Below are 12,291 nucleotides of genomic sequence, written 5' to 3'. Positions count from 1 at the left end.
AGCCCGATCTCCTGGATGACCGGATAGTCGTCGATCAGGGACGCGCCGAGGTCGCCACGTGCCAGCCCGCCGAGGAAATGGCCGTACTGGACCAGGAGAGGCCGGTCCAGCCCGAGCTTCTCGCGCAATTCCTGCACGGTCGCAGGATCCGGCATCGCCCCCGAGGTCGACAGCAGAAGCTCCGCAGGATCGCCCGGCACCATATGCAGCGCCAGGAAAACGATCGTCGCGACGACCCAGGCCATCGCCAGGGTCAAGGCAAGCCGCCGTCCCAGCCACGCAGCGCTCATCCGAAATACGTCTCCTCGAGCATGATGCCGGAGGACGTGGAAAGCGCGCCGGGCAGGTTGGCGAAGCCCTGCACGCCCTTGTCCATGCCATAGCCCTGCTGGCGCCATGCGAGGCCGACCATCGGCACCTCCTCCAGGGCGGCCCGCTGCATCTCCTTGTAGATCTCGACGCGCTTGGCCTGATCGAATTCGGCACGCCCCTGGGCAAGCGCGGCGACGGTTCGCGGTGCATCGACCTTGAAGGAGCGTCCATGCGTCGGCGAGAGCGAGGTGTCGAGCACCACGGTCAGCCCGTCCGGATCGTTGTTGTCGGAGGAAACGCCGTGGATCGCGATGTCGTACTGGCCGCGCGTGCCACGGCTGACCCGCGTCGACCAGTCCGGCAATTGCAGCTCGGCCTGGATGCCGATCGCGGCGAGATATTGCTGGACGATCTCGGCGGTATCCTTGTGCATCCCGAACTGAGCCGTGGCGAGAATGGTCGTCTGGAAGCCGTTGGCATGGCCGGCTTCGGCCAGCAGCGCCTTGGCGCGCGCCGGATCATAGTTCCAGCCATGCGCCAGTTCCTTGTCGTACCAGGGCGTGCCCTCGACGATCGGCACGCCTTCGAGCGGCTTGCCACGACCGAAGAAGGCAACCTTGACGATGTCCTCGCGCTTCACGGCATGGGCCACGGCCCGGCGCACGCGTGGATCGTTGAAAGGCGGCTTGGTGCCGTTGAAGAGCACGTCCATGAACGGCCCTTCCTGGTTGTCCAGCTTGAGGCGCGGATCGGCTTCGACCGTCGCCATCGACTGCCAGGGCACGTATTCGATCATGTCGACATCGCCCGAGATCAGCGCCGCATTGCGCAGGTTCTCGTCGGCATAGACGATGAACTTGATGCCCTTCGCCTTCGGGATTCCCGGCTTGTAGAACTTGTCGAAGGCCGCGAGTTCGACCGAGGTTCCGCGCTCCTGCCCGACGAGGCGGAAGGGACCTGCGCCGATCGGCTCGTTCGGATTCGATTTCCGCCAGATGATGAAGGTGTTGTAGTTGGCGAACCAACTCGGCAGCGTCGCCTGCGGCCCCTTTGTGACCAGGCGCACCGTCTGCGGGTCGGGAATCTCGACGCGCTCGATCAACTGGAACTGCGTGCGCATGTAGGCGGTGGATTTCTCACCGGCGATCTGCTCGATCGACCACTTCACGTCATCGGCCGTGACCGGCTCGCCATTGTGGAAGACGCAGCCTTTGCGCAGCTTGAAGATCCAGGCGCCCTCGGCATCGCGCGACCAGGATTCGGCAAGCTCGCCGCGCAGCTCTCCCTTGGAACCGTAGGAGACGAGGCTGCGGTTGATCAGCATCTTGACGGTGCCGGCGGAAGCACCCGTCGAGACCCATGGCTGGAGGTTGGGCGGAAAAGCCGAGAGGCCATAGCGGATGATACCCGCGGCACGCTGCGCCCTCGCAGGCCGAATCAGGAAGGGCGAGGCCAGCAGCGGACCGGCGAGACCGGCACCAAGAACGGAACGGCGAGAGATGGTCATCGGCTGATCCTCTGCTGCTGGGTCCGGCTGTCCGTGGGCTTCAAGCCCTGTCGGCTCCCGTCGATGACGGGGAGGGCTGAACCGGGCGAATGCGGACGATGGCCGCGCCAGCAAGCCGACAAGGCCGGACTGGCCCGGCCGAGCGGCGCGGAATCCGGCTTCCTATCAAAATGGCAGCGTGCACGGTCATGCGGTTCCCCGGCGCGGCTTCACTGTAGACGAACAGACGAACCGCGCTCTTGATGCGCCATGTATACGTGGCGGATTTTTTGTTGTCTACTCTCGAAGGCCCTATGGAAGATCGAAGGGGGCACGATGTCGATGACCATGATCGAACAGGACGAGATGGCTGCCTTGCGCGGGAAGCCGACCCGGGAACGGGTCTATCTGTATGTGCGCGAGCAGATCCTGCGCGGCCGTTTCCTCGGCGGCTGCTTCATCGAGGAGGAGGAGATCTCCTCGGCGCTCGGCGTTTCGCGAACGCCGGTGCGCGAGGCCTTCCATCGGCTGGAGGCCGAGCGCTTCATCGACCTTCTGCCGCGTCGCGGTGCCCTCGTCAGGCAGGTGACGGCGCAGGAATTGCTCGACCTCTACGAGGCCCGCCGCATGATCGAGGGCCATGCGATCCGCCGCATCTGCCGCGAGGAACTGCCTCTACCCGCCGACATGCACGCGATCCTCGCCGAGCTGGAGCGCCTCCCGCAGGGAGACTATTTCAACCGCGTCGAGCTCAACCGCGAGTTTCATTTCGTCATGATCGCCGCGCTCGGCAATGTCGTGCTCTCGGAGCTCTATCAATCTCTGGGCGCCCGCCAGCAGCGCGTCGCGATGACCGCGATCAACACCGATCCGACCCGCATCGTGCGCATCAGCAAGGAGCATCACGCCCTGATCGCGGCCCTCTCCGAATGGGACGAGGAGAGGGCGCTGGCGATCCTGGAACAGCATCTGCGCCCGATCGTCGGAGTGATCTCGCGATTGCCGGAACAGGCTGCCGAGATTTGACGCGTCGGGCGCAGCCCGGCATGCCTCACCGGACCGCATCGGCAGCCACGCGTGCCGGAAACCTGTGATGTGATGGAAAGCCTTGGTGGAGCTGAGGGGATTCGAACCCCTGACCTCTGCAGTGCGATTGCAGCGCTCTCCCAACTGAGCTACAGCCCCAAGGCGCTGGCCTTCTAGGCTGTGCGTCGCGTGGATGTCAATCACTTCCGCCATCTGATTGTGGCGCGAGCAGAGGATATCTTGCGTCACCTTTCCGGACAGGCCTGAGAAGGAAGATCGATGCGTGCCGTTCTCGACGTGGTTCTGCTCGCCCTGCAGATCTATGTGTGGATTCTGATCGCCTCGGCAGTGCTGAGCTGGCTGATCGCGTTCAACGTCATCAACACGCGCAACCAGTTCGTCTCGACCGTCTGGGATGCGATCTATCGCATCACCGAGCCCGCGCTTCGGCCAATCCGGGAACGCCTGCCCAATCTCGGCGGCCTGGACATCTCCCCTATCATCCTGCTGCTGATCATCTATTTCATCCAGAGCGTGATCGTCCGCTACATCTATCCCAACGTCTTCTGAGGCCCCCCGCGCCCTGCACGGGGCGCGGCCCACGATCCGCCACGACGCATTCGACGCCGCCGCAGACGGCATGCAGTATGGCAGCCTCGCCAACGCTTCGAGGTTTCCGCATGGCCGCTGCCACCCTCCCCTATCGCAGCCAGAACTGGGCTCTGACCAAACCTGCCGCGCGCGGCAAGCACGGCATCGTCGTCTCGCAGAGCCGTGAGGCCGCAGAGGCCGGAACAGCGATCCTCGAACAGGGCGGCAATGCCGCCGATGCCGCCGTCGCCGCCTGCTTCGCGCTGGCCGCGGTTGAACCCTGGAACAGCGGGCTCGGCGGCATCGGCTTCGCGGTCGTGCTCAAGGCCGGGGAGAGCCGCGCCCAGGTCGTCGATTTCGGGCCGGTCGCGCCGCACCGCGCGGATCCCGCCGATTACCCCCTGACCGGCGAGATGAAGAAGGACCTCTTCACCTGGCCGGAGGTGGTCGATGACCGCAATATCCACGGGCCCCTCTCCTTCGTCACGCCCTCCTCCGTCGCCGGCTACGCGAAGCTGAAGGAAACCTTCGGCTCGAAGCTGCCGCTCGCCGACATCCTCGCCCCGGCCATCGCGCTCGCGAAACGCGGCCTGCCAGCAGACTGGTATACGACGCTGAAGATCGCCTCCTCGGCCTCGGTCCTGCGTCTCTACGAGGAAAGCGCCCGAATCTATCTGCCCGGCGGATTGCCGCCGGTGCCGCCCTATCAGGGCATTCCGGGTTTCATGAAACTCGGGAACCTGGGCGACACGATCGAGCGACTGGCGAAGGCCGGGCTCGACGACTTCTATCGCGGCGATGTCGCGAACCGGCTCGTGGCGGACATCGCCGCGGCCGGCGGCGTGGTCGACGCTCAGGATCTGGCCGGTTGCAAGGCCGGATTGCGCGATGCGCCAACCATCGACTGGCGCGGCAGCCATCTCATCCACACCGCCGGCGGACTCACCGCCGCGCCGACCCTGGAACGCGTGATCGCCGGCATGGCCGATGCTCCGCTCGACGGCAGCGCCCCCTCCGCCGAATGGTTCGCGCAACTCTCGCGGGTGATGCGCCAAGCCTACAGGGAAAGGCTCGACGGTCTCGGCGCCGCAGTCACGGCGAAGGAGCCGGGTGATACCTGCACGACCCATCTCACCGTGGTCGACGGCGAGGGCAATCTCGTCACGGTCACCACGACCCTGCTCTCCTCGATGGGCAGCCGGGTCGTGCTGCCGTCGACAGGCGTGCTGATGAACAACGGCATGATGTGGTTCGATCCGCGCCCCGGCAGCGCCAATGCCATCGCGCCGGGCGCCCGCCCGCTCTGCAACATGTGCCCGGTCGTGGTCACGCCGAAGGACGGCGGCTGGCCGCGCCAGGCGATGGGCTCCTCCGGCGGGCGCCGCATCCTTGCCAGCATCTACCAGACGCTGGCCTGGCAGCTCGATTTCGGCATGGGCACCGAGGCAACCGCGCACCAGCCGCGCATCGACGTCTCCGGTCCGGATTCGACCAGCGCCGATCTGCGCCTGCCGGCCGAGACCCTCGCTGCTCTGGAGGCGGCCGGGCCGACCGCGATCGTCGAGCACAGCGTGCTGCCGATCAACTTCGCCTGCCCGAACTTCGTCCGCGTCGACAGGAATGGCGCGGAAGGATCGAGCGACGCTGCCTCGCCCTGGTCGGCGGCAGTGGCCGCGACGCGCTGAAACAAAAAGGGCGGCCCTGAGGCCGCCCTTTTCCGTATCGCCTAGTGATCAACCCCGCTTGAGGCCCCACGGATACGGCGCCGAACCGGCGAGCATCCCGGTCATGTCCTTGCGATAGGCCGTGCGGCTGACGAACTGTCCGAGCGGAATGGTCGCGACCTCCTCCAGCGCCAATCGGGCCAGCGCCTTGGCGCTCTTCCGCTGGGCCGCTTCGTCGGGCGCGTAGAGCCATTCCTCGGCCAGTGCCTCGGCGGCATCGCTCTTCCACCAGCCGAACCAGCCCTTGTCGCCCTGCCCGCGCACCAGCGACGACATCGCCGGATTGCTCCAGCTCGTCGCCGAGCCCGTGGTGTGGAAGATACTCCAGCCGCCCTTCTCGGTCGCTTCGCGGCTGCCGCGGCGCTGCACGACCGTGCCCCAGTCGCTCGCCGCCATCTCGACATTCATGCCGAGTTGCTTCAGCAACTCGAAAGTCACCTCGCCGAGCGGACCGATATCTGGGAAATCGGTCGGGTTGATGATGACGACCTTCTCGCCATTGTAGCCGGATTCCTTCAGCGCCGCCTTCGCCTTCTCCAGGCTCTGCGGCATCAGGTCTTCCTGCTCGCCATCGTAATAGGGCGTGCCGCGCCACCACAGGCTGCGGCAGGTCTGCCAGAGCGTGGTGTCGTCACCCTGGGCCGCGCGCATATAATCTTCCTGCTTCACCGCCATGCGCACGGCCGCGCGCACCTTGGGATTGTTGAAGGGTGCCTGCAGATGATTGAGACGGATGATCGCGCCGCGCCCGGCCTTATCGATGACCTCCTGCTTGATATCCTTGTTGCTCGCCAGCATCGGCTGCAGGTCGGTGAGCGGGCGCTCCCACCAATCGACCTCGCCGGTGGTCAGTGCTGCGGCGGAGGTCGCGGGATCGGGCAGGATGTTCCACTCGATCCGCTTGAAATGCGCGACCTTGCCGCCGGCATTGCGGCTCGGCGGCTCGGCGCGCGGCTTGTAGCCTTCGAATTTCTCGTAGACGACCTTGCTGCCCGAGACATAGCCTGACGCGACGAACTTGTAGGGACCCGAACCGACCATCTCGGTCACCTGCGTATTGGCGTCGGTCTTTGCCAGGCGTTCCGGCATGATGATCGGCGGCTGGTCGGATTTCGCCAGGCAGTCCAGCATCATCGGGAAGGGGCGCTTGAGCTTGATCTCGACCGTGTGCTCGTCGGGTGCGCCCCATTCCTCGACCGCCCGGCCGAGCAACTGGCCGTAAGGGTCGCGCTGCGTCCAGCGCTTGAGGCTCGCGGCGCAGTCGATCGCCTTAACCGGCGTGCCGTCATGGAAGCTCAGACCCTGGCGCAGCTTGATGCGCCAGGTCTTACCATCGGCCGAAACCTCGTGCCCCTCAGCCATCTGCGGCTGCGGCTTCAGGTTCTCGTCCGCCCCGTAGAGCATGTCGAAGACATAGTACCCGTGGTTGTTGGTCACCGTCGCGGTGGTCCAGACCGGGTCCAGCGAGGACAGGTTGGCCTGCGGAACGAATTTCATCAGCGTTGTGCTGGCCTGCGCCGAGGCGAGCTGCGGCAGGGCCGGACCGGCAAGACCGAGCGCGGCCGTCCCCATCAGAAAATCACGACGCTTCATCCGTACTCTCCCCATTATGATTGGTTTGGAACGCAGGTCCGGGCTCAGGCGAAGCCCATGAAGTTCCGGCTCTCGCTGAGCGGCCGGGCCTTGGCGAGCCGGACGAGGTCCGGCACCGGACGCGCGGTCAGCGGATCGCCCGCGAGCGCCGCTTCCAGAGCCGCCGCCACTGCCAGAACCTTGGCGTCGCCGCCGCGCGGGCCGACGATCTGTAGGCCGAAAGGCATGCCGTTTCGGTCGAGCCCGACCGGCAGCGAAATCGCGGGATGGCCGACGATGGTGACGGCATAGGCCGCCGCCAGCCAGTGGAAATAGGTCCGGGTCGGCTTGCCGTCGATCTCCGAGGGGAAGAGCTCGGTCCAGGGCCGCGGGCTCAACGTCACCGCCGGCGAGAGGATGACGTCGTAATCCTCGAAGAAGCGCTGCCAGCGCTGGTAGATCACCGTCTGCTGCTTCATCGCGCGGGTGACGTCGAGTGCGGAATAGCCCAGGCCCTCCTCGACATTGGCCCGGACGTTGGGCCCGACCATGTCCGGCGTGTCGCGAACCTTGTCGAGATGCGCCGCGAGGAAGTTGCTCGCGCGCAGGATTTCGAAGACCTCGTCCGTGCCTTCGCAATCCGGCGTCGCCTCGTCGGCAGCCCGGAAGAGATGACTGAAGGCTCTGGTCTTGTCGAAGAACGTGTCGCGGATCAGGCGTTCGGTCGGCGCAAAGCCGAAATCAGGGGTCAGCGCCACCTTGAGCGAGGCAAGGTCGATCGCATCGGGACGGGCGAAATCCTCCGGCCGCCGCACGGTTCTGCCGTGGATCGTGGTCGCCAGCGGATCGGCGCGGTCGTCCGAGACCATGGTCGAGAGCAGCAGGCACAGGTCCGGCAGATTGCGCGCCATCGGGCCGAGCACTGGCAGCGGAGACCAGCCGAGCTGGCGCTTCTCGCTCGGAACGAGACCGGGCGTCGGCCGAAAGCCGACAATGCCGTTGAACGCAGCCGGATTGCGCAGCGAGCCGCCGGTATCGGAACCGGTTGCGAGCGGCACCATGTTGGTCGCCAGCACGACACCGGAGCCGCCGGAGGACCCGGCCGCACTCTTCGAGGGATCGAACGGATTGCCGGTCGCGCCATAGACGGCGTTGCGGGTATTGGCGCCGGCCCCCCATTCCGGGGTGTTGGTCTTGCCGGCGATGATTGCGCCAGCCTTACGCACGGACGCGACGATGAACTGGTCTTCCTTGGGCACGAAATCGCGATAGAGCGCGCTGCCATAGGTGGTGCGCAGGCCGGCCGTGTTCTCGAGATCCTTGATGCCGATCGGCAATCCATGCAGGGGCCCGAGCGGATCGCCGCGTACGGTGGCCTCATCGGCCTTTGCCGCATCCTGGCGCGCCTTGTCGTCGTCGCGCGCGACCATCGCATTCACGGCGGGATCGATCGCATCCATGCGGCGGATGCAGCTGTCGAGCAGTTCGCGGGCAGACAGCTTCTTGGCGCCTATGAGGGCGCGCGCGGCAACGGCGCTGAGATCGCAAGGTTCGGTCAAGGCAGGTGTCTCCGTCGCGCACAGCCCTCGCGCAAGCGCCATGCCGCGCCGGGCAACCCACGCAGACTAGGCGACGGGATCGATATGTCGATGACCGGATGACGCATGAGGGCCCTTCCCCATGCGCGGGTTCGTGAACGCTCTGAGGCCTTCCAGAAACCCGCCTGCGCAAGGGCCAGCAGATGGATTGAGCGATATCGCACCGCAACATTGACTTGACGAAGGCACCGGTTTCCTATTCCACAGATTCATGGACAAGCCTGCAGAGCCATTCCCGCAGCGCCTGACGGAAGGCTACCGCGCCTTCCTCGACGATCGTTTCATCCGCGAACAGAACCGCTACGAAGAGCTCGGCGAGCACGGCCAGACGCCGCAGATCATGCTGATCGGCTGCTGCGACTCGCGCGTTTCGCCGGAAGTCATCTTCGATGCGAAGCCCGGCGAGATGTTCGTCGCGCGCAACATCGCCAATCTGGTGCCGCCCTTTCAGCCTGACGACCAGCTCCACGGCACCTCGGCGGCGCTCGAATACGCCATCCAGGCGCTTAAGGTTCGGCATATCGTCGTTCTCGGACACGGTCGCTGCGGCGGCATCCGCGCCTTCGCGGACGACAGCCAGCAGGCGCTTTCCCCAGGCGATTTCATCGGCAAATGGATCACGCTGATCAGCCCCGCGGCCGAGCGCACTGGCGGGCGGGGGCGCAACGAGAGCTTCGAGGACTATCTCCACCGATTGGAGCTGGCCTCGATCCAGCAGTCGCTCGCCAACCTGCGCACCTTCCCTTGCGTTCAGATTCTGGAGAGCAAGGGCAAGCTGCATCTGCACGGCGCCTATTTCGCCGTCGCCACCGGCGTGCTGATGATCCTGGACAATGCGACTGGCCAGTTCATCCCCGCCGTCGGCGAGATGCCCAAGCGCGTCCAGCAGATCCGCTGCGCGGAGGCGTGAAGCGCCTCACTCTCCATCCGCGAGGGGATGGAGATCACGCACCATGCTCTTCAATCGCTCGTCGAGGACATGGGTGTAGATTTGCGTCGTCGCGATGTCGGCATGGCCCAGAAGCTCCTGCACGACCCGGAGATCGGCGCCATTCTGCAACAGATGGCTGGCGAAGGCATGGCGCAGGACATGCGGGCTCAAGGCCGCGGCCGAAAGCCCCACCGCTCCGGCCAGCGATTTGAGGTCGCGCGCGAAAACCTGACGCGTCAGATGCCCGCTCTCGCCATCCGACGGGAAGAGCCAGCGCCCATCCGCCCTCTCCTCCTCCTTCAAGGCCTCCAGCCAGTCGCGAGCTGCCTGACGGGCGGCATCGTTCAGCGGCACCAGCCGCTCCTTGTCGCCCTTGCCACGCACGATCAGGAAGCGCTCGCGCGTCGTCGCAGCCGAAAGCGGCAGCGCGATCAGTTCGGAAACACGCAGGCCCGTGGCGTAGAGCATCTCGACGAGACAGCGCATGCGCAGGGCCTTCGATCGGGTGGCCGCCGCAATGCCCTCGCGCTCGCAAGCCTCCCGCGCCGCCTCCAGCAAACGGTCGACATCGGAGACCGTCACCACCTTCGGCAAAGGCCGGCCGAGGCGCGGGCCAGCGATGGCCGCGGAAGGATCGGTCGCGGCCATACCCTCGGTATAGAGGAAACGGTGAAACTGGCGCACGGCCGAGAGCCGCCGCGCCGCGGAGGAGGCCTTGAGCCCGCGCGCCGCGAGATCGGCAAGCCAGCCGCGGATATCGTTCGCCGTCGCATCACCCACCGCCCTGCCACCGATGAATTCCAGATAATCCGCGATATCACGCTCATAGGCGTCGAGCGTGTTGCGCGCGGCGCCGCGCTCGGCCGCCAGCATGTCGAGGAAGGCATTCAGACGCTGGCGCGCCAGACGGCTCATTTCGGCTGCAGTTTTGAAGGCGGCACGATCTCGATCATCTCGCGCTGAACCGGCTCGACGAAGGTGACGAGTGCGATCATGCCTCCGAAGATCAGCCCGGCAATGATCGCGATGAAAGCCAGAAAACGGAACAGCGTCGGCACGTGGGGCGGACTTTCGCAATCGCTCATGGTGCGCGCAATCCCGGCACCCGCCCCGTTATCCCCGATCGCAACCGCGCCGCGCAAGGGCCCGTTGGCCACGGCGCCATGGCAAAGCGCGCTCGAACGCATGACAGGGGCATGACGCAGCCGACGACCGCATGCTACAGCCGTGCCGAGGACATCGCTGAAATGACTGCCGCCGCTTCCATCGCCACGCCCGACATGACCGATCTTCGCGCCGTTATCGGTGCGCGCGCCATCGTGCTCGTCGGCATGATGGGCTCCGGCAAGAGTTCCGTCGGCCGCAGGCTGGCGACCCGCCTCGGCCTGCCCTTCGTCGATGCCGATACCGAGATCGAGACGGCCGCCCATATGACGATCCCCGAGATCTTCGCACAGCGCGGCGAGGCCGAGTTCCGCGAAGGCGAGCGACGCGTCATCAGCCGCGTGCTGGCGACCCGCGCCCCTCTGGTGCTGGCGACCGGCGGCGGCGCGTTCATGAATGCCGAGACGCGCGCCCGGGTGAAGGAACTCGGTATCTCGGTCTGGCTCAAGGCCGAGCCCGACGTGCTGATGCGCCGCGTCCGCAAGCGTTCGAACCGGCCCTTGCTTCAGACAGCCGATCCCGAAGCGACGCTGCGCCGGATGCTGGCCGAGCGCGAGCCGGTTTATGCGCTGGCCGACATCACCATCCAGTCGAGCGACGAGCCTCACGAAGTCGTGGTCGGCGAAACCATTGCCGCATTGGGCGACTATCTCGGGCCGGCAGCCGGAGCGACAGCATCATGAACGCCACCACGCCCGAGAAGACCGGCGCCCGCATCATCGTCCCCGTGGCGCTCGAAGGCCGCGGCTACGACATCCATATCGGCCGCCACCAGCTCTGCGAGGCAGCGGCCCTGATCGCCGCCTTCGCACCCGGCGCCAAGGCGGCGCTCGTCACCGACGAAAGCGTCGCTACGCTGCATGCCGCGGCCTTCGAGACCTGCCTGCAGCAGGAAGGCATCAATGCGACCCGCATCACCATCCCACCGGGCGAGGCCTCCAAATCCTACGCCCAGTTCGTCACGCTCTGCGATGCCCTGCTGGCGGCCAAGATCGAGCGTAATGATCTCGTCATCGCCTTCGGCGGCGGCGTCGTCGGCGATCTCACCGGCTTCGCGGCAGCAGTGCTGCGACGTGGCGTGCGCTTCGTGCAGGTGCCGACCACGCTCCTCGCCCAGGTCGATTCCTCGGTCGGCGGCAAGACCGGCATCAACTCGCCTCATGGCAAGAACCTGATCGGCGCCTTCCACCAGCCGGCGCTCGTCATCGCCGACACCGCGTTGCTGGATACGCTGAGCGAGCGCGAGTTCAAGGCCGGCTATGCCGAGGTGGTGAAATACGGGCTGATCGACGATCCCGACTTCTTCGACTGGTGCGAGGCGAACTGGAGCCGCGTCATTGCCGGCGGGCCCGAGCGCGACCATGCCGTCGCCGTCTCCTGCCGCGCCAAGGCCGCGATCGTCGCCCGCGACGAACGCGAGGAAGGCGACCGCGCCCTGCTCAATCTCGGTCATACCTTCGCCCATGCGCTGGAACGGCTGACGAACTATGATTCCAGCCGCCTCGTCCATGGCGAGGCCGTCGCGATCGGCCTGGCGCAGGCATTCCGCTTCTCTCAGCGCCTCGGTCTCTGCTCCGGGCAGGATGCGGGCCGCGTCGCCCGACATCTCGACCATATCGGCCTGCCAAGCCGATTGCAGCAGGTGCCGGGCGGAGTAGGCAGCGCCGAGGAGATCGTCAACGCCATGGCACAGGACAAGAAGGTCAAGCGCGGCGTGCTGACCTTCATCCTCGCCCGCGGCATCGGCAAGAGCTTCATCGCACCGGGCGTCGCAGCCGACGAGGTGCGCGCCTTCATCGAGGCGGAGTTGGCTTCCGGCGCCTGAGCTCGAGAATGCGGGCCAACCTGAACCGAGGGACAGGTGCGACGACCGGTCCGGGGATCACG

11 protein-coding genes, 1 tRNA gene and 1 pseudogene are annotated in these 12,291 nt (G+C 66.1%); 6 read left to right on the top strand and 7 right to left on the bottom strand.

All coding sequences use genetic code 11. The features are described from left to right. Both J0I42_RS07805 and J0I42_RS07800 read right to left on the bottom strand, forming a co-directional pair. Positions 1 to 290, bottom strand: a pseudogene (locus J0I42_RS07805) (glutathione ABC transporter permease GsiC); the annotation flags it as partial. Beyond that, positions 287 to 1,819, bottom strand: coding sequence for an ABC transporter substrate-binding protein (locus J0I42_RS07800; RefSeq protein WP_291654248.1), 1,533 nt, complete (start codon positions 1,817 to 1,819; stop codon positions 287 to 289). The pseudogene J0I42_RS07805 and the gene J0I42_RS07800, both read right to left, overlap by 4 nt. Positions 1,820 to 2,140: 321 nt before the next feature. Between J0I42_RS07800 and J0I42_RS07795 the strand changes: the two genes are divergently transcribed. Then, positions 2,141 to 2,824: a GntR family transcriptional regulator gene (locus tag J0I42_RS07795; RefSeq protein WP_291654247.1), complete on the top strand. Its 684-nt coding sequence runs from the start codon at positions 2,141 to 2,143 to the stop codon at positions 2,822 to 2,824. An 83-nt stretch (positions 2,825 to 2,907) separates the two neighbouring features. Here the strand turns inward: J0I42_RS07795 and J0I42_RS07790 are convergent. Further along, a tRNA-Ala gene (locus J0I42_RS07790) sits at positions 2,908 to 2,983 on the bottom strand. Between the two features lie 120 nt (positions 2,984 to 3,103). Between J0I42_RS07790 and J0I42_RS07785 the strand changes: the two genes are divergently transcribed. Then, positions 3,104 to 3,394, top strand: coding sequence for a YggT family protein (locus tag J0I42_RS07785; protein ID WP_291654246.1), 291 nt, complete (start codon positions 3,104 to 3,106; stop codon positions 3,392 to 3,394). A gap of 110 nt (positions 3,395 to 3,504) precedes the next feature. Further along, the gene (locus J0I42_RS07780) at positions 3,505 to 5,100 is read left to right on the top strand and encodes a gamma-glutamyltransferase (protein ID WP_291654245.1); all 1,596 of its coding nucleotides are present in this window, start codon (positions 3,505 to 3,507) and stop codon (positions 5,098 to 5,100) included. Positions 5,101 to 5,148: 48 nt separating this feature from the next. Here the strand turns inward: J0I42_RS07780 and J0I42_RS07775 are convergent, their stop codons facing one another. Beyond that, complete coding sequence (locus tag J0I42_RS07775; RefSeq protein WP_291654244.1) at positions 5,149 to 6,732, bottom strand: ABC transporter substrate-binding protein; 1,584 nt, start codon at positions 6,730 to 6,732, stop codon at positions 5,149 to 5,151. A gap of 44 nt (positions 6,733 to 6,776) precedes the next feature. Then, a complete protein-coding gene (locus J0I42_RS07770; RefSeq protein WP_291654243.1) occupies positions 6,777 to 8,270 on the bottom strand; it encodes an amidase in 1,494 nt (497 codons plus the stop codon). A 250-nt stretch (positions 8,271 to 8,520) separates the two neighbouring features. On the opposite strand from J0I42_RS07770, the gene J0I42_RS07765 reads away from it, so the two are divergent. After that, a complete protein-coding gene (locus tag J0I42_RS07765) occupies positions 8,521 to 9,219 on the top strand; it encodes a carbonic anhydrase (RefSeq protein WP_291654242.1) in 699 nt (232 codons plus the stop codon). 6 nt (positions 9,220 to 9,225) lie between these two features. Here J0I42_RS07765 and J0I42_RS07760 read toward each other — a convergent pair whose 3' ends face one another. Together J0I42_RS07760 and J0I42_RS07755 are read right to left on the bottom strand one after the other, a co-directional pair. Next, complete coding sequence (locus J0I42_RS07760) at positions 9,226 to 10,155, bottom strand: site-specific tyrosine recombinase XerD (protein WP_291654241.1); 930 nt, start codon at positions 10,153 to 10,155, stop codon at positions 9,226 to 9,228. After that, positions 10,152 to 10,325, bottom strand: coding sequence for a histidine kinase (locus tag J0I42_RS07755; RefSeq protein ID WP_465247656.1), 174 nt, complete (start codon positions 10,323 to 10,325; stop codon positions 10,152 to 10,154). The genes J0I42_RS07760 and J0I42_RS07755 overlap by 4 nt, the downstream gene beginning before the upstream one ends. 111 nt (positions 10,326 to 10,436) lie before the next feature. On the opposite strand from J0I42_RS07755, the gene J0I42_RS07750 reads away from it, so the two are divergent. Together J0I42_RS07750 and aroB are read left to right on the top strand one after the other, a co-directional pair. Then, positions 10,437 to 11,087 (top strand): shikimate kinase, encoded by a 651-nt coding sequence (locus J0I42_RS07750; RefSeq protein WP_465247655.1) that lies wholly within the window; start codon positions 10,437 to 10,439, stop codon positions 11,085 to 11,087. Next, positions 11,084 to 12,229 (top strand): 3-dehydroquinate synthase, encoded by a 1,146-nt coding sequence (gene aroB / locus J0I42_RS07745; protein WP_291654240.1) that lies wholly within the window; start codon positions 11,084 to 11,086, stop codon positions 12,227 to 12,229. Before J0I42_RS07750 ends, aroB begins: the two co-directional genes overlap by 4 nt. The last annotated feature ends 62 nt before the right edge of the window (positions 12,230 to 12,291 follow it).

It is taken from the genome of Allobosea sp. (assembly GCF_017308015.1).
GTDB lineage: Bacteria > Pseudomonadota > Alphaproteobacteria > Rhizobiales > Beijerinckiaceae > Allobosea.
The sequence above is the reverse complement of the archived record's forward strand: the minus strand, read 5'-3'. Positions and strand labels throughout refer to the sequence as shown.

What these genes read in the sequence shown, in the direction of transcription:
- J0I42_RS07800 (WP_291654248.1), bottom strand. Translation starts at nt 1,819, where the DNA reads ATGACCATCTCTCGCCGTTCCGTTCTTGGTGCCGGTCTCGCCGGTCCG.
- J0I42_RS07795 (WP_291654247.1), top strand. Translation starts at nt 2,141, where the DNA reads ATGACCATGATCGAACAGGACGAGATGGCTGCCTTGCGCGGGAAGCCG.
- J0I42_RS07785 (WP_291654246.1), top strand. Translation starts at nt 3,104, where the DNA reads ATGCGTGCCGTTCTCGACGTGGTTCTGCTCGCCCTGCAGATCTATGTG.
- J0I42_RS07780 (WP_291654245.1), top strand. Translation starts at nt 3,505, where the DNA reads ATGGCCGCTGCCACCCTCCCCTATCGCAGCCAGAACTGGGCTCTGACC.
- J0I42_RS07775 (WP_291654244.1), bottom strand. Translation starts at nt 6,732, where the DNA reads ATGAAGCGTCGTGATTTTCTGATGGGGACGGCCGCGCTCGGTCTTGCC.
- J0I42_RS07765 (WP_291654242.1), top strand. Translation starts at nt 8,521, where the DNA reads ATGGACAAGCCTGCAGAGCCATTCCCGCAGCGCCTGACGGAAGGCTAC.
- J0I42_RS07760 (WP_291654241.1), bottom strand. Translation starts at nt 10,155, where the DNA reads ATGAGCCGTCTGGCGCGCCAGCGTCTGAATGCCTTCCTCGACATGCTG.
- J0I42_RS07755 (WP_465247656.1), bottom strand. Translation starts at nt 10,325, where the DNA reads ATGAGCGATTGCGAAAGTCCGCCCCACGTGCCGACGCTGTTCCGTTTT.
- J0I42_RS07750 (WP_465247655.1), top strand. Translation starts at nt 10,437, where the DNA reads ATGACGCAGCCGACGACCGCATGCTACAGCCGTGCCGAGGACATCGCT.
- aroB (WP_291654240.1), top strand. Translation starts at nt 11,084, where the DNA reads ATGAACGCCACCACGCCCGAGAAGACCGGCGCCCGCATCATCGTCCCC.